At 57.9% G+C, this 16379-nt stretch carries 10 protein-coding genes; 1 reads left to right on the forward strand and 9 read right to left on the reverse strand.

What is annotated here, in order from left to right; genetic code table 11:
• Window positions 1–32 precede the first annotated feature (32 nt).
• The 4 genes from rpoC to ACN0WW_RS15200 form a co-directional block, all read right to left on the reverse strand.
• Entirely contained in the window at window positions 33–4427 is a 4395-nt protein-coding gene (gene rpoC, locus ACN0WW_RS15185) for a DNA-directed RNA polymerase subunit beta' (protein ID WP_417613713.1), read from the reverse strand.
• Between the two features lie 63 nt (window positions 4428–4490).
• Window positions 4491–8888 carry a DNA-directed RNA polymerase subunit beta gene (gene rpoB, locus ACN0WW_RS15190; protein WP_417613714.1) on the reverse strand — a complete coding sequence of 1466 codons (4398 nt, stop codon included), beginning with the start codon at window positions 8886–8888 and terminating at the stop codon, window positions 4491–4493.
• A gap of 277 nt (window positions 8889–9165) precedes the next feature.
• Window positions 9166–11145, reverse strand: a complete 1980-nt coding sequence (locus tag ACN0WW_RS15195) for a sulfatase-like hydrolase/transferase (RefSeq protein WP_417613715.1) — start codon at window positions 11143–11145, stop codon at window positions 9166–9168.
• Window positions 11146–11252: 107 nt separating this feature from the next.
• Entirely contained in the window at window positions 11253–11858 is a 606-nt protein-coding gene (locus ACN0WW_RS15200) for a TetR/AcrR family transcriptional regulator (protein ID WP_417613716.1), read from the reverse strand.
• A 127-nt stretch (window positions 11859–11985) separates the two neighbouring features.
• Between ACN0WW_RS15200 and ACN0WW_RS15205 the strand changes: the two genes are divergently transcribed.
• The gene (locus tag ACN0WW_RS15205; RefSeq protein WP_417613717.1) at window positions 11986–13440 is read left to right on the forward strand and encodes a carotenoid oxygenase family protein; all 1455 of its coding nucleotides are present in this window, start codon (window positions 11986–11988) and stop codon (window positions 13438–13440) included.
• A 10-nt stretch (window positions 13441–13450) separates the two neighbouring features.
• Here ACN0WW_RS15205 and ACN0WW_RS15210 read toward each other — a convergent pair whose 3' ends face one another.
• From ACN0WW_RS15210 to rplL, 5 genes are all read right to left on the reverse strand, one after another.
• The gene (locus ACN0WW_RS15210; RefSeq protein ID WP_417613718.1) at window positions 13451–14305 is read right to left on the reverse strand and encodes a fatty acid desaturase; all 855 of its coding nucleotides are present in this window, start codon (window positions 14303–14305) and stop codon (window positions 13451–13453) included.
• On the reverse strand, window positions 14302–14517 hold the full coding sequence (locus tag ACN0WW_RS15215) for a hypothetical protein (RefSeq protein ID WP_417613719.1): 216 nt from the start codon (window positions 14515–14517) through the stop codon (window positions 14302–14304). The genes ACN0WW_RS15210 and ACN0WW_RS15215 overlap by 4 nt, the downstream gene beginning before the upstream one ends.
• Window positions 14518–14584: 67 nt before the next feature.
• Entirely contained in the window at window positions 14585–15271 is a 687-nt protein-coding gene (locus ACN0WW_RS15220; protein ID WP_417613720.1) for a purine phosphorylase, read from the reverse strand.
• Complete coding sequence (locus tag ACN0WW_RS15225) at window positions 15264–15803, reverse strand: adenine phosphoribosyltransferase (RefSeq protein ID WP_417613721.1); 540 nt, start codon at window positions 15801–15803, stop codon at window positions 15264–15266. The genes ACN0WW_RS15220 and ACN0WW_RS15225 overlap by 8 nt, the downstream gene beginning before the upstream one ends.
• 172 nt (window positions 15804–15975) lie before the next feature.
• Window positions 15976–16350, reverse strand: a complete 375-nt coding sequence (gene rplL / locus ACN0WW_RS15230; RefSeq protein WP_159645941.1) for a 50S ribosomal protein L7/L12 — start codon at window positions 16348–16350, stop codon at window positions 15976–15978.
• Window positions 16351–16379: the final 29 nt, after the last annotated feature.

Here is a 16379-nt window from a genome sequence, read left to right on the forward strand (position 1 = left end):
GCTTTTTTTAATTCGGTTCAAAGCGGGAAGGTTTATTCTTCCTTGTCGCCATCGGTTTGAGCGGCTTCGGTTTCGCTATCCTTGATGCCTTCACCCATGGTTTTGGCCATGTGTGAATCACCGGTTGCGGCATCGGAATTCTGAGCCAGTTCGGCCGCATGTTGCTCTTCGGAACTATCCGCAGCAATCAAGCTTTCCTCTACCGGCGTTTCCCCGAATACGTCAGCAGCCGTTGGTTCCGCTTCAGCAGGAGCTGCGGCTTGCGCCACTTCCTCTGCCTTAAGGTCGGCCGCTGCCTGCATCGCATCGAGCATCTTCTGCTGCTGCGCCCGCAGGGCCGCGTCGCGGCTGGTTGCGGCGATACGCGCACGGTTCATGCCCGCGCCGGTACCGGCAGGGATCAAGCGACCCACGATGACATTTTCCTTCAGACCAATCAGCTGATCCTTCTTGCCCTCGACCGCCGCCTGGGTGAGCACCCGGGTGGTTTCTTGGAAAGAAGCGGCAGAGATGAAGCTGCGGGTCTGCAGGCTCGCCTTGGTGATTCCGAGGAGAACCGGCTTGCCTTCGGCCGGAACCTGCTTCTTGGTCAGCTTGGCGTTATATTCCAGCATCTCTTCCAGATCGACCTGCTCGCCTGGCAACAAGGTGGTGTCGCCACCATTGGTGATTTCAACCTTCTGCAGCATCTGACGAACGATCGTCTCGATGTGCTTATCGTTGATTTTCACGCCCTGCAGACGATAGACTTCCTGAATTTCGGAAACGAGATATTCGGCCAGCGCCTCTACCCCGAGAACTTCAAGAATATCATGCGGATCGGGAGAACCGGAGACCAGATTGTCGCCCTTCTTGACGAAGTCGCCTTCCTGCACGTCGATGACTTTCGTCTTCGGCACCAGATATTCGACGGGTTCGCCTTCTTCCGGGACAATCGCGATCTTGCGCTTCGCCTTATAGTCGCGGACGAATTCAATCCGACCATCGATTTTCGCGATGATCGAGTTGTCCTTCGGAATACGCGCCTCGAACAGTTCGGCCACGCGTGGCAGACCACCTGTAATATCGCGGGTTTTTGCCGCTTCGCGAGACACACGGGCTAGCACGTCACCGGCAGCAACCTTGGCACCGTCTTCGACGGACAGGGTCGCACCGTTGGCGAGCATGTAGCGACCGGCTTCTCCGCTATTCTCATCCAGCAGGGTGAGGCGGGGACGCAGATCCTCTTTGTTGGCTCCACGGCCAGAGGCACGATATTCGGTAATCACGCGCTGTGCGATACCGGTGGCTTCATCGGTCTGTTCGGTCATCGTCTTGCCTTCGATGACGTCCTGGAACTTGATGACGCCCGGCTTCTCGGTGATCATTGGCATGGTGAATGGATCCCATTCCGCCAGACGATCGCCCAGTTTGACCTTGGCGCCATCCTTGATCAGCACGCTGGTACCATAAGGCACCTTGTCGGCAGAGCGTTCGCGACCGTCATTGTCGATCACGGCGATGATACCGCTACGCGCCAGCGACAGGAAGCGTCCGTTCTTGTCTTCGATGACCGGCATGTCGCGATATTCGACAACACCTTCAGCCACCGATTCCAGATTGGACTGCTCGTTGAGCTGTGCCGCGCCGCCGATGTGGAAGGTCCGCATCGTCAGCTGGGTGCCAGGCTCACCGATCGACTGGGCTGCAATGACGCCAACCGCTTCACCGATATTCACCGGTGTACCGCGAGCAAGGTCACGGCCGTAGCAGGTGCCGCAGACGCCCATCTTGGATTCGCACACCAGCGGCGAGCGAATGCGTGCCGATTGAATGCCGAGCTCTTCGATCACCAGAATGGCCGCTTCGTCCAGCAATGTGCCGGCTTTGATCACGACGCTGTCATCTTTGCTGTCGACAATATCTTCGGCCATCGTGCGGCCAAGGATACGTTCGCCCAGCGATGCGATAACCGAACCGCCCTGGACGATGGCTTTCATCTCCAGCGCATTTTCGGTGCCGCAATCTTCCTCGACGATCGTGCAATCCTGCGAAACGTCGACAAGACGACGGGTCAGATAGCCGGAGTTTGCCGTTTTCAACGCCGTATCCGCGAGACCCTTACGGGCACCGTGAGTGGAGTTGAAATATTCGAGAACCGTCAGGCCTTCCTTAAAGTTCGAGATGATCGGTGTTTCGATGATCTCGCCAGAAGGTTTCGCCATCAGGCCGCGCATGCCGCCCAGCTGCTTCATCTGGGCTGGCGAACCACGGGCACCGGAGTGGCTCATCATGTAGATCGCGTTAATCTCGCGTTCGCGACCGTTCTCGTCCAGCGGGGTCGCCGCCAGTTCGTCCATCATCGCGTTCGCAACCGTGTCACCACAGCGCGACCAGGCGTCGATCACCTTGTTGTATTTTTCCTGCTGGGTGATCAGGCCGTCCTGATACTGCTGCTCATAGTCAGCAACCAGCGTCCGGGTTTCTTCGACCGTCTTGTCCTTCGAATCCGGAATGATCATGTCATCCTTGCCGAAGGAAATGCCGGCACGGCAGGCGTGGCGGAAGCCAAGACCCATGATCGCGTCGGCAAACAGGACCGTGTCCTTCTGACCGGTGTGGCGGTAGACCTGATCGATCACGTCGCCGACTTCCTTCTTTGTCAGCAGCCGGTTGACGATGTCGAAAGGCACCAGATGCGATTTCGGCAAACATTCGGCGATCAGCAAACGACCCGGCGTGGTTTCGAAACGCTTGAGGATCGGATTGCCTTCTTCATCGGTTTGCGGAACCCGGGTGGTGATTTTGGAGTGCAAGGTCACTGCGCCAATTTCCAGCGCCTGATGCACTTCGGCCATATCGGCCAGCATCATGCCTTCGCCGGGCTCGCCCTTCCGGTCCATCGTCAGATAATAGATGCCGAGGACCATATCCTGCGAAGGAACGATGATCGGCTTGCCATTGGCTGGTGACAGGATGTTGTTGGTCGACATCATTAGCACGCGGGCTTCCAGCTGCGCCTCAAGGCTCAGTGGAACGTGGACAGCCATCTGGTCACCGTCAAAGTCGGCGTTGAAGGCGGAGCAGACCAGCGGGTGAAGCTGAATTGCCTTGCCTTCGATCAATACCGGCTCAAAAGCCTGGATGCCGAGACGGTGAAGCGTCGGCGCACGGTTCAGCATCACGGGATGCTCGCGGATCACCTCTTCCAGAATGTCCCAGACTTCCTTGCGTTCTTTTTCGACCCATTTCTTGGCCTGCTTGAGGGTCATCGAAAGACCCTTCGCGTCAAGGCGCGCGTAGATGAATGGCTTGAACAGCTCGAGCGCCATTTTCTTCGGCAGACCGCACTGGTGCAGTTTAAGCTCCGGACCCGTCACAATGACCGAACGGCCGGAATAGTCGACACGCTTGCCGAGCAGGTTCTGGCGGAAGCGGCCCTGCTTGCCCTTGAGCATGTCGGACAGGGATTTCAGCGGGCGCTTGTTGGCACCGGTGATGGTCCGGCCACGACGGCCATTGTCGAACAGGGCGTCGACCGATTCCTGCAGCATGCGCTTTTCGTTGCGGACGATGATGTCCGGCGCGCGCAGCTCCATCAGGCGTTTCAAACGGTTGTTCCGGTTGATCACGCGGCGATAGAGATCGTTGAGATCGGAGGTCGCGAAACGGCCACCATCGAGCGGCACCAGCGGGCGCAGCTCGGGCGGGATCACGGGAATGATTTCGAGGATCATCCATTCCGGCTTGTTGCCCGAATCGATGAAGCTTTCGACCACTTTCAGCCGCTTGATGATCTTTTTCGGCTTCAACGTGGATTTGGTCGTGCGCAACTCTTCCATGAGATCGTCGCGTTCCCGCTCCAAGTCGAGGTCCTGCAGCATGATCTTGACCGCTTCGGCACCGATACCGGCAGAGAAAGCGTCTTCGCCATATTCATCCTGCGCGGCGAGCATCTCGTCTTCGGTCAGCAACTGGAATTTTTCCAGCGCGGTCAAGCCGGGTTCGATGACCACATAGCTTTCGAAATAGAGCACGCGTTCCAGCTGCTTGAGCTGCATGTCGAGCAGCAGGCCAATACGCGATGGCAGCGATTTCAGGAACCAGATATGGGCGACCGGAGCAGCGAGATCGATATGACCCATGCGCTCGCGGCGAACCTTGGTCACCGTGACTTCGACACCGCATTTTTCACAGACGATGCCTTTGTACTTCATGCGCTTGTACTTGCCGCACAGGCATTCGTAATCCTTCACCGGGCCAAAGATACGGGCGCAGAACAGGCCGTCGCGTTCCGGCTTGAAGGTCCGGTAGTTGATGGTTTCCGGCTTTTTGATTTCGCCGAATGACCAGCTGCGGATGCGCTCTGGCGAGGCCAGGCCAATCTGAATCTGGTCGAATGTTTCCGGTTTTGCGATCGGATTTGCAAAATTTGTTACTTGATTCATGTCTTAATTCCTCTTGGGCTTTCGCCCCAAATTTGAAATGCTGCGGGGTGTGAAGCTAGCGCCTCACTCCGCCGCGATCGCAATCCCGTCGTCGTCCTCATCTTCATCCTCGTCGCCAAAGCTGGAGAGCTGAATGTTGAGGCCGAGCGACCGCATTTCCTTGACCAGAACGTTGAAGCTCTCCGGAACGCCGGCTTCGAACGTATCGTCACCCTTGACGATCGCCTCATAGACCTTGGTCCGGCCGATCACGTCATCCGACTTGACCGTCAGCATTTCCTGCAGCGTGTATGCCGCGCCGTAAGCCTGCAATGCCCAGACTTCCATTTCCCCGAAACGCTGTCCGCCAAATTGCGCTTTACCGCCAAGAGGCTGCTGCGTGACAAGGCTGTAAGGTCCGATTGAACGGGCGTGGATCTTGTCGTCGACCAGATGGTGCAGCTTGAGCATGTAGATATAGCCCACGGTCACCTTGCGGTCGAACTTGTCGCCGGTCCGGCCATCATAAAGATCAACCTGACCGCTGCGATCCAGACCCGCCAGTTCAAGCATGTCGGAAATGTCGCCCTCGTGTGCACCGTCAAATACCGGCGTGCCCATTGGGACACCGTGACGGAGATGGCCGACCATTTCGACGATCTCGGATGTGCCACGGGAGTCAATGTCTTCATGATATTGCTCGCCGTAAATGACCTTGAGCTTTTCCTTGACCGCGTCCGGTGGCGGGGCCGCTTCCGGATCGGGATTGGCCAGACGCCATTCTTCCAGCGCTTCGGTAACCTGCTGGCCCAGACCACGTGCAGCCCAGCCCAGATGGGTTTCGAAAATCTGACCGACGTTCATGCGTGAAGGCACACCCAGCGGGTTGAGCACGATGTCAACCGGGGTACCATCCTCGAGGAACGGCATGTCTTCCTGCGGCAGAATCCGGGAGATGACCCCCTTGTTGCCGTGACGGCCAGCCATTTTGTCACCCGGTTGCAGCTTGCGCTTCACGGCGACGAAGACTTTGACCATCTTCAGAACGCCCGGTGCGAGTTCGTCGCCGCGCTCGAGCTTCTCACGACGGTCTTCGAACCGTTCGTTGATCCGCTTGATTGCTTCGTCATATTGCTGACGGGTGGCTTCGAAATCGGACTGAACCTGATCGTCCTTGACGGCGATCTTCCACCAGTCGGCCTGTTCCAGTTCGGTCAGGCTTTCCTCGGTGATTTCTGCACCTTTCTTCATCGGCTTCGGCGCGGAGGTCGCGGTCTGACCGATCAGCATGTCTTTCAGCGTGTTGAAAGTTGCCCGGTTGAGGATGGCGCGTTCGTCGTCACGGTCCTTGGTAAAGCGACCAATTTCCTCGCGTTCAATCGCAAGGGCGCGTTCGTCCTTGTCGATACCGTGGCGGTTGAACACGCGAACCTCGACCACCGTACCGGCAACACCGGGAGGCAGACGCAGGGAGGTGTCACGAACATCGGAAGCTTTTTCACCAAAGATGGCACGCAGAAGTTTTTCTTCCGGCGTCATTGGCGATTCACCCTTGGGCGTGATTTTGCCGACGAGAATATCGCCCGGCTCGATTTCCGCACCAATATAGACAATGCCGGCTTCGTCGAGGTTGCGCAGGGCTTCCTCACCGACATTGGGAATATCGCGGGTGATGTCTTCCGGTCCAAGCTTGGTGTCGCGGGCCATGACTTCAAATTCTTCGATGTGGATCGAGGTGAAGACGTCGTCTTTCACGATCCGCTCGGAGATCAGGATACTATCCTCGTAGTTGTAGCCGTTCCAGGGCATGAAGGCGACGAGGCTGTTCTTGCCCAGTGCCAGTTCACCCATGTCAGTGGATGGACCATCGGCAATCGTGTCGCCTTTCTGGACAATCTCGCCGACCTTCACCAGCGGACGCTGGTTGATGCAGGTGTTCTGGTTGGAACGCTGGAACTTCTGCAGCGTGTAAATGTCCACGCCCGACTTGCCAGCTTCCACTGCACCTGATGCGCGGATTACGATACGGGTGGCGTCCACCTGATCGACGATACCAGCGCGGCGCGCGGCGATCGCAGCGCCTGAGTCGCGGGCAACGGTTTCTTCCATGCCGGTACCAACAAACGGAGCTTCGGCTTTCACCAAAGGAACCGCCTGGCGCTGCATGTTCGATCCCATGAGCGCGCGGTTGGCGTCATCGTTTTCCAGGAATGGAATGAGCGAGGCTGCAACCGATACCAGCTGCTTCGGGCTGACGTCCATCAAGGTGATGATATCGCGCGGCGCCATCAGGAATTCACCTCCCTGACGCGAAGAAACGATTTCCTCGACGAAGCTCCCGTCATCGTTCAGCTCGGCATTCGCCTGCGCCACGGTGTGTTTCTGCTCTTCCATAGCGGAGAGATAAACCACATCGTCGGTAACCTTGTTGTCGACGACTTTCCGATATGGGGTTTCGATGAAGCCATACTGGTTGACGCGGCTAAACGATGCCAGCGAGTTGATCAGACCAATGTTCGGACCTTCCGGCGTTTCAATCGGACAGATACGGCCATAATGGGTCGGATGAACGTCGCGGACTTCAAAGCCGGCCCGCTCGCGGGTCAAACCACCGGGGCCCAACGCCGACACGCGGCGTTTATGGGTGACTTCCGAAAGCGGGTTGGTCTGATCCATAAACTGGGACAGCTGCGAGGAACCGAAGAATTCGCGAACAGTCGCGACGGCAGGTTTCGCATTGATCAGGTCGTTCGGCATTACGGTGGACACATCGACGCTGCTCATGCGTTCCTTAACTGCGCGCTCCATGCGGAGCAGGCCGACGCGATACTGGTTTTCCAGCAATTCGCCAACGGAACGGACGCGGCGGTTGCCGAGGTTGTCGATGTCATCGACTTCGCCCTTGCCGTCCTTGAGGTCGACGAGGGTTTTGACCACAGCCAGAATGTCTTCCTTGCGCAGGATGGTGTAGTCAGCCGGAGCGTCCAGTTCGAGACGCATGTTCAGCTTGACGCGGCCCACAGCGGAGAGGTCGTAGCGCTCGGGGTCGAAGAACAGGCCTTCGAACAGCGCTTCAGCGGTTTCACGCGTTGGCGGTTCACCAGGGCGCATCACGCGGTAGATGTCGGAAAGGGCGCCGTCACGATCTTCGGCCTTGTCGGCTTTCAGCGTGTTGCGGATCCAGGGACCGGTCGTCGCATGATCGATATCGAGCAGTTCGAGCGAATCAATACCGGCATTGTCGATCTTTTCCAGATTTTCGGCGGTCACTTCGTCACCGGCTTCGATGTAAATCTCGCCAGTCTTTTCGTTGATCAGATCAAAAGCGCTGTAGCGACCGAAAATTTCCTCGGTCGGAATGACGATATTTTTCATGCCATCGGATTCCGCTTTTTTCGCGGCGCGTGGCGTGATCTTGGTGCCGGCTTCGAAGACGACTTCGCCGCTGTCGGCGTCGACGATATCAAAGGTCGGCTTCAGGCCGCGCCATTGCTCGGTGACGAATGGAATCGTCCAGCCATCTTTCGCACGTTTGTAGACGATGCGCCCGTAGAAAAGGTTGAGGATATCCTCTTCCGAATAGCCCTGCTTGACGATCTTGACGATTTCGGCGCTCTTGGTACGGCCTTCGTCTTCGATCTTGCCGCCGTTGAAATCAATCGCACCCATCGGCTCTCGGATGGTGATCAGATTGCCGTCGACTTCGAGGATTTCTGCGGGCTGCTTCATGCCAGCGACCCGAACCATTTCGCCAACGGAGAAATCAGGCTTCTTTTCTTTAACCTCAAGGATGGCATCGCCCAGCGAACGCAACAATGCGGTCACCGGCAGCTTGCGCTTGCGGTCGATACGGACGTTAACGATGTCCTTGGCGTCAAATTCAAAGTCGAGCCAGCTGCCGCGATAGGGAATTACGCGGGCGGCGAACAGGAATTTGCCGGAACTGTGGGTCTTACCGCGGTCATGGTCAAACAGCACACCGGGCGAACGGTGCATCTGGCTGACGATAACGCGCTCGGTACCGTTGATGACGAACGTGCCGTTCTTGGTCATCAAGGGCATGTCGCCCATATAAACGTCCTGTTCCTTGATATCGAGAACCGAGCGGGCTTCGGTTTCAGGGTCGACCTCAAACACGATCAGGCGCAGCGTGACCTTCATCGGCGCGGCATAGGTGATGCCACGCTGACGGCATTCTTCGACGTTATATTTGGGATCTTCGAGCTGATAGTTGACGAAGTCCATTTCGGCTGTGCCAGCAAAATCGCGGATCGGGAAAACGCTGCGCAGCGTCTTTTCCAGCCCGGAAACATATCCGATCGAAGGATCCGAGCGCAGAAACTGCTCATACGACTCGCGCTGAACCTCGATGAGATTCGGCATTTCGATGACTTCGTGAATGTCGCCAAAGATCTTGCGAATGCGTTTTTTGCGGGTCGGGGTCGGAGCCGTCGTTTTGACCGAAGCTGCTTGGGTAGCCATATAGTTTTGCCTTCTCGCCATCGCCGGAAAACCGGCGGAAAATCAATATGTGGAGGCGCTTCAAGACAACAAAAGCCGCATGTTCCCCAAAGTGGGAAACTGCAGCTTTTTAGCGTCCTGAAAACCGTGCAGATTTCATTTCTTCTGGCGCGCCGCGCGACTGCACGCCCTGTCTCGAAATCTGTGGTGAGCGCGGGATATAGAGAGTTGTTGGATTCCGGTCAAGGGGGCGGTGCCGATTGATGAGGCCTTTTGCCTGTCAATTCGGTGATCTTCGTCAATCGCGCGGCTTCTCCGACCGGTTCTGCCATCGGGCGGAACCCCAGACCCGGATCAGGCGATCGACCCGGTCTTTGAAACGGCCGGTCAAGCCGTCGGCATTGGCACAGCGGTTTTGCTCTACCAGGCAGGCTTCACCGGTATCAAGCCGCAGGCTCGTCAACCGCGTGCCGCCTTCAGCGATGCCGATCTGGGTCGGCCGATCGAGATCGCCGATCATCATCAGTACCGGCTTTTCCGCCACATGCGGCTTTTTCCCCTGAAGCAACGACAGGATGATCGACCGATAATCGCTCAGCCCAATCGGTCCATCGGCGGTCACACCCGGACGGTTGGTGACCAGAAACGTGCCATATTGCCGGTAATTGATATTGTGGCCGTGACCGAGCAGTCCGTCTTCGAACAGATCCTCGCCATGGTCGCCGGTTATGACGACCACGCTATTGTCCCATACTCCATCCTGCTTCAGTCTGGACACCAGTTCGCCGAGCTTCTGGTCAGAGTAGTTTACCGCGTTCCAATAGGTTCGCTGCAGCGCCTCCCGATTTTTCGGGCTGATCTCCGAGCGGGGCAATGCCCTGTCCGTCAATGTGAGTGGCATACCCTCATGAAAATAGGGAAAATGCGGGGACTGGAAATTGAAGTAGATAAATTGTGGCTGGGCCCAATCCGAGGGCTTTGCATATTCTTGCGCAAAAGCGTCCAGAAGATGGCTTTCGTCAATCAGGATCGAACCTTGGGCGGCGTTGCTGAAGGCGCGGAGATCTTTCAGCTTTTCACCATCGATAAATATATCGGCATTTTCCCGCATGCCGACGGTTTTGGAAATGCCGCCAAAATCTTCCGGCTGGCCCGAGAAGACCGAAATCTCGTAGCCGCTCGATTTAAGTTCGCGGAACAGTGAGGGCGATCCGGTCTCAGGCTGCAGCGCGCCGCTGAACAGGGATTTGAGCGATGCGGTGGTGAAGCCGACATGACTAAAGACAGGCGCAATGATGCTGCCTGATTTGGCAATGGCTTCGAGATTGGGGGCAACCGGTTTGCCATTGATCCGCTTGCCGATCGTATCGTAGCGAGCGCTCTCCATGACAATCACGATAAGATTGGGGCGGTTGCCTTCAATCAGGCGGATGGGCTGTTGCGCTGTCATCTCTACCAGCTGCAAATCGCCACCATAGCCATCTTCGTCTATGCCATTGTCGGGGACATCGAGCGCCAGCGGATAGCGGGAGCCATCAAAGGGGTAGCGGTCCGGCATGGTAGAGACCCATCCGTAACCATCGCGATCGAAATCGGTAACGGTATTGGCAGCCTGGGTAAACAGGCCCCAGGCAAGTGTGCGATTGAGGCCATTGTGGACATCGATTGACACCGATGGCACGGTCACGGCTAGCAGCAGCGTTGAGAAAAAGAGGCCTATGAAAAGGCGTCCCTGGGCCGGCCAGACCGGATCAGTCGATCGAACGGGGAACTTCCGGGAAAGCCATCGGAATAGAAAGATATAGAAAGCCAAGCCGATCGCCAGCGCAGCAATACCGATGAAAATCTCGTTGGATACGAATAGCAAGGCATCGGTGAGGCTGCCGCCGCCGAGATTGGCCATCAGCGCAAAGCTCATGGTGTCGCTGAAATATTGGTGCAGCTGGAACGTCAGCGCCAGCAGCAGAATATAACCGCCACCGACAATGGTGATCAGCAAGAATACGGGCGGCCAGGACCTTTTGCTGCGGAAGACCCGGACGATGATCCACCAGATTCCCGTGATCAGCATGGTGATCGACGAGATATAGCCGACGAGGAAAATGAGCCGTTCCGCAAATGTGTCAACCGCCTGAGACTGGCCAAAGCCACCGGTGAACAATCCATATTTACGGTCGGCCAGTGCGAGTTCCAGGCCGCCAAGCACGAAGACCAGAGCGAACAGGATGGCGAACCAGGCCGTTCCGCGCCTGTCGCTTTTGGTGAAGAAATCTATCATCTGTCTTGTTCTGCTTCCCGCCTGCCAATCGAGACGGAGCGCTAGCAGAATCCGGTAAAAGGCAGGTTAAACATGATCCAGGTCAGGGTGGCTGGTGGTCGACTGGGTCAGCAGGGACTGAAATCCGTCATCCGCACCACCTTGCGGACCATTGCCGGATCATATTCGACCTGGCCATCAAGGATCAGCATCGCCAGCCCGTGGACCAGCGACCAGGCGTGGAGGGCGGCGGCGGCGCGCTGTTCCCTGGACATTTCATCCGGCATCATGGCGGCAATGCCGGAGCGAAGCTGATGAAAGGCTTCGCCCATCGCGGTTGGATCGTCGCTGGCGAGATCGACCTGGCCGACGCGGCTGTAGATCAGGCGCAGCAACGCCGGGTTTTCGACCGCCCAGGTGACATAGGTAACGCCGATCTCGGCAAAGCCGTCGGGGCCGCCACCGGCCTTGGCGGCCGCGTCTGCCTGATGCCTGCCCAGCCTGTCGAGACCCTCCAGCGCCAGAGCGTCGAGCAGGGCATCCTTGTTCGGGAAGTGGCGGTACAGCGCGGTTGCCGAGACGCCGAGGTCACGGGCGAGCGCGCGCAGGCCGAGATCGGGCTGCTCCTGCTTCGCCAGCCGCTCCATCCCCATTTCCAGCGCCGCAGCGCGCAGGTCGCCGTGATGATAGGGCGCGTTCACCGGGAGGCCTCGCAGTGGAAGAAATGGAAGCATGTTTTGCCTTTTGGCAGACGTATGTTGACACTGTTATCATTGTTTGGCATGTTAACGCCATAAACATTGGGACTCGATTTGCCAACAGCTGTGTTGTTGGATTCGCAATCCAGGAAAGGAACCGCCTATGGCCTCCGTAATTGAAAAGACAATTCGCTCCGCTGTGACCCCGATGATCACCGCCGTTGCCAATTATAACCGCAAACGCCTGCCCGAGCCCAATGGCGGGCATCCGTTTCTGGACGGGATCCATGCGCCAATGCAGAGCGAGGAAACGATCGCGGCGATGCAGGTCACTGGCACTATCCCGGAGCAGCTCGACGGACGCTATCTGCGGATCGGGCCCAATCCGCTGAAAAAAGCGCATAGCCCAAGCCATCACTGGTTTGTCGGCGACGGGATGGCGCATGGCATCCGGATCAAGGGCGGCGAGGCGGCCTGGTATCGCAACCGCTGGATCCGCAGCAATGCGGTGAGCGATGCGCTGGGCGAACCGCGCAAGCCGGGAGCTCGCAACCCGCGGTCGGATACCGCCAATACCAATATCGTCGGCATCGACCGCCGGACCTTTGCGATTGTCGAGGCCGGCGGCTTTCCGGTCGAGCTGACCGACGAACTGGATACGATCAGGCATAATCCGTTCGATGGCACGCTGACCCATGCCTATTCGGCCCACCCGCATCTGGATCCGAGAACCGGTGAGCGGCATGCGATCTGCTATGATGCTGCGACGCAGGATAGGGTCTGGCATGTGGTGGTCGATCCGAAGGGCAGGGTGATCCGCGAGGAGCCGATAGCGGTCAAGGACGGCCCGTCGATCCACGATTGTGCGATCAGCGAAAATTATGTGCTGGTGCTCGATCTGCCGGCGACGCTTTCGATGAAGCGGCTGCTGAAAGGCTTTCAATTTCCCTATGACTGGAACCCGGATCATGGCGCACGGGTCGGCCTGCTGCCGAAGACAGGCAGCAATGATGACATCATCTGGTGCGATGTCGAGCCCTGCTATGTTTTCCATCCGGCCAACGCGTTCGAGACCGCTGACGGGAAGGTGATCGTCGATATGGTGGTGCATGAGAGCATGTATGCGCAGTCGCCATATGGACCCGGCGGGAAATGGGCGCGGCTGGAACGCTGGACGGTCGATCCCGAAACCCAATCGGTTGATCGCCAGATCATCCACGACAAAAATCAGGAATTTCCGCGCTATAACGAACGGATGACGGCGCAGCCCTATCGCTATGTCTACAGCGTGGCACTGGCGGAAAATGACAGCGGCGTATTTGATCGCGGCGGGTCGGAACTGTTCAAGCACGATATGGAAAGCGGTCAAACGCAGACTCGCGCGCTGGGTGCAGATCGTTATCCGGGTGAATTTGTGTTCGTGCCGCGGGCGGAGGATACCGGCGAGGATGCCAAGGAAGATGACGGCTGGCTAATCGGGCTGGTGATCGACGCCGCCAACGAAACCACCGAACTGCAGATATTGAACGCCGATGATTTTCTCGGAGAGCCGCAGGCGGTGATCCATGTGCCACACCGCATCCCGCCGGGATTTCACGGCAATTGGGTGGAAAGCTAGCGCAGCGCGCTCATTGTAAATCGCCTTCAAACCGGCACCCTCTCGCCTCCAATATCGGCCGCAGCTCCCGAAACGCCTTGGGCGTGTCGGTCAGGGGGATGAACGGATGGAGATGGTGGATCAGATGATATTGCATGCCCATGGATGCGATATTCCCCACCCGGCTTCTGAAAAATTTGGCATTGTCATAGCGGCCCTGTTTGACCGCCGGATGATGCGGGGCCCAGCTGAAGAAAAACTGGATATAGGCGATGCCGATATGGCGCGGCGCCCACCAGAGCAGGGCGGCCTCAATCGCATAGCTGCTCCAGGCGAGCGCGAATAACGCGGCGAAGAAGGTCAGCTGATAGAGTGCGCCGTCGACCAGCACATCGGACCGGCCGATCTTTTTCAATATATAGCCATAGCCGCGCAGCACGCCGCCCTTGCCGCGTTGCCGCTGGACAACGCTTTGCCAGATCGCGTGCCACGGACCTTGGGACCGCGTCGTGATATCAGGGTCATGTTCCGGGTGGTTGACATGTTTGTGGTGCTCGAAATGAGTCAGTTTCTGGATGCGATAGGGCATGGCCATGGGCAACAGGCTGAGATGGCCCACCAGTTCGTTCAGCCAGCGCAGCCTCTGGCCGGGTCTGGCGATCATGCCGTGGACCGCTTCATGGGCGGGCAGGAAGCAGGCCATCACGTTGACGCAGGCGATCGGAAAGGCAAGCCAGAGGGGCAGAATATCCAGAAAAACCAGCGGCCAGAGCGATAGCCAGATGACCAGATTGCCCAGGCCCCAGACCGGCACTTCCCAGGGAAAGCGGTCGGCATATTTGCGGGCGATCATGCGCTCCTGCTTGCGCAGCTCTGCCTCGGTCATGGTCTGGCCCAGATCCAGCTGCCCCGGAAGAATGCGATGATTCCCCAGGTGCCGCCGACGATCAGGCCCAAAGTCAGGGTTGGCAGGCCAAGCGGTAATTGCCATCCCATTTTATCCATGATTTGTGCAAAAAGTGGCCCAAAAAACAGAAATCCGAACAATATCGGCATGAAATGCAGCGTTTTCTTAACGACAAATTCAAGTACTGGCACATGGCTTCCCCGAATATTGAGCGACCCGTCAAGTGTGGCTAATTGGGAGGCAGCTTGTCAAACACTATCACAGCAATGCAATAAACCGTGCCGCTTCGCTTGCCGCCCGGTTGGCGGCCCGTTCCAGATTGGCGTGGAAATCACCCGAGCTGTCGCTGTTGGCGCCATCGGTGACTGCCTTTATGCCCGCCCAGGGAATATTGAGCAGGGCCGCGATCTGCGCCACCGCTGCGGTTTCCATATCGACCAGATCGGCTTTCAGCACATTGCGCAGGTAGCCGGACCGGTCGGGGCATTTGACGAAACAGTCGGCGGTTGCGATCCGTGCCTGGGGCAGAGCGAACGCGGCCGGCATCGGGTGGGCCTCGAACGGTTTCCAGTCGGAGGGACCGATCGGCCAGGCCCCTGCATTATAATGGGTGAAGCCGTCATGGTCGCCGAACTTTTCCAGCGTGCCATAATCGGCCTGCAGGGACTCGCCGAGATAGAAGCAATCGCCGGCGAGCGCGCTGACATGCCCGGCGGTGCCGATCACCAGAAACAGATCCGGCTGGAAATGGCTGTGCATATAGAGCGCCGCCGCACCGGCGTGGACCTTGCCGATACCGGAGCACAAGACCGAGACTTGCTTGCCCGCATGCTCCAGCTGGCGGACGGTGCCCAGCGGGCTTTCGATGCGCGTGACCGGATGATCGCGCAGGAAGGCATCGGCCTCGTCCTGCACGCCGGTGATGATCGCAATCCGCTCAATCACCGGCAAAGGCCATCAGCGCCGTTGGCGTCACACCGGCTGCCGTGAGTTTCTCAGCGCCGCCCAGATCGGGCAGGTCGACGATGAACAGGGCCTGTTCGACAATCGCGCCCTGACCGCGGAGCAGCTCGACACCGGCCATCGCGGTGCCGCCAGTGGCGATCAGATCATCGACCAGCAATACCCGCTGGCCCGGCTTGATCGCATCGACATGCATTTCAATTTTGTCAGTGCCATATTCCAGCGCATAGTCGATGCTCACCGACTTGCCCGGCAGTTTGCCCGGCTTGCGCAGCATGATCTTGCCCTTGGTCAGCGCATAGGACATCGCGGCTGAAACAATGAAGCCACGCGCCTCGATGCCCGCGATCAGGTCGAAGCTGGCCGGATCGACGAGCGCAATCATCCGGTCTATCGTCTGGCGAAAGGCCGGGCCGTCGAGCAGCAGGGTGGATACATCGCGAAACTGGATGCCGGGTTTGGGATAGTCGGGGATCGTCCGTACAAGATCGATCAGGTCCTGATTGTCGGTCATGGCTTCCCCCGGAATCGTGAAAGCTTCTAGTCGCGCAGCGGCCGGGCCGTGTCAATCATTCTGCCAGAGGAGGACGGGAATATCATCCGGTCGCCGTCACGGAAGCGGCCATAGAAAAAGGGCGGCCTCCGAACCGGAAACCGCCCTTGATAGTTTCGATAAACCGTAAGGCTTACTTGAGTTCGACGGTACCGCCGGCAGCTTCGATCTTCGCCTTGATTTCTTCTGCTTCGGCTTTGGCAACGCCTTCCTTGATCGCTTTCGGTGCGCCTTCGACGAGAGCCTTGGCATCGGTGAGGCCCAGAGCGGTGATCGCACGGACTTCCTTGATGACCTGGATCTTCTTGCCGCCGTCGCCGGTCAGGATCACGTCAAATTCGCTCTGCTCTTCAGCAGCTTCGCCACCGCCTGCAGCAGCAGGTCCGGCAACAGCAACAGCAGCAGCAGCGGAAACGCCCCACTCTTCTTCCAGTGCCTTGGACAGTTCAGCCGCTTCCATGACGGTGAGTTTCGAAAGTTCTTCGACCAGTTTTGCAATATCAGCCATTTTAAATACGCTCCAATTTTCTAAATATT

Source organism: Parasphingorhabdus sp. (assembly GCF_048269865.1).
In the GTDB taxonomy this organism is placed as follows: Bacteria; Pseudomonadota; Alphaproteobacteria; order Sphingomonadales; family Sphingomonadaceae; genus Parasphingorhabdus.